1 protein-coding gene is annotated in these 1,079 nt (G+C 60.0%); it reads right to left on the bottom strand.

Annotated features, from left to right (window positions below; genetic code table 11):
• Positions 1-447: 447 nt before the first annotated feature.
• The coding region (locus A3764_RS19380) for a BlaI/MecI/CopY family transcriptional regulator (protein WP_236628256.1) at positions 448-1,079 on the bottom strand (632 nt) is incomplete at its 5' end.

Raw genomic sequence — 1,079 nt, 5'->3', positions numbered from 1 at the left:
GGAATTTTGCCATCTTTGAAAAGCACCAACTCGCCAGCAAAGCGTATGGCAAGAGCTGGTCGTGCAAATACTTTGCCCTGACTTGCCGAAGGTGACTATCTAATCGCCCGGCAATAGCCCGTTAAATGGAGTGACCGAGCGAGACCAGTGCAAGGCCCAAGATGGCGACAAGGGCGGCATCTCGCTCGATCATACGAATCCTGCACGAAACCTGGTAGAAATGGCAACGGAGCAGACGGGAGTATGCTAGCTATTTTCGGGCATTCCCGTGGTCGACCTCCCCCGATTGCTGCTGCCCTTCAAGAAGGCGGACGACGGTTATACCGCTGGGAGAACCTTTCCGCTCCGCCTCTCTCTCTTCCGTTCGCAAAAAACAGGAGGGCAACCTGACGCTGCGGCATGACGTTCAACTATCAGATTGAAGCGTTGAAGGCCGACAATGCCTGGTCAGTCGCCGTCCGATCGGGCCAGGGCGACCGCGATGTCCGCATTGTCGAGAATGTACTGGCCATACTCCCGACGCCAGACGAAGCCCTTCTCCCGCAGCGCCAACAGGGCCGTCTGGACCGTCGTCACGGCGGGCATTCGACCGCGATGGGCATCCTTCAGGGCTTCGCGCGTTTCCTCCGAGAACGGCTGGAATGCCAGCCCCTTCCTCGCCATGATCCGCAAGATCCCCTGCTGAAGAGGGGTCATGGAGGCGATCTCGGAAAGCGTGTCGATCTCGGTCTGAACCTTGCGTTCGGATGCAATGCGTCTCAATGCTTCCGGCCCGGCACCCTCCGGCGCGAAGATCAAGTCGCGCAGGCAGTCGGTCAGCAACTCCGGTCGCCGCCCGACGACCTCGAAAGCCGCTTCGAGATCTTCTGGAGCGAGCTTCGCGCTGTCGGCAAGGGACTCGTTCACGCGCGCGACCATGCTGGCAATGTAGGAGGATCCAAGCGGTGGAAAGGGTCTCACGATGCCGCCGAAGAACGGGGCCTGCCGGTTCTGTACGAGGGTCGACAGCTTGTCGCGGTGCGAACCGGTCATCAGAAGGTAAAGGTGCCGATCGCCCGGTGCTTGGTTGATTGCGTCCC

Source organism: Sulfitobacter sp. HI0129 (genome assembly GCF_001635395.1).
GTDB lineage: Bacteria > Pseudomonadota > Alphaproteobacteria > Rhodobacterales > Rhodobacteraceae > Sulfitobacter.
The sequence above is the reverse complement of the archived record's forward strand: the minus strand, read 5'-3'. Positions and strand labels throughout refer to the sequence as shown.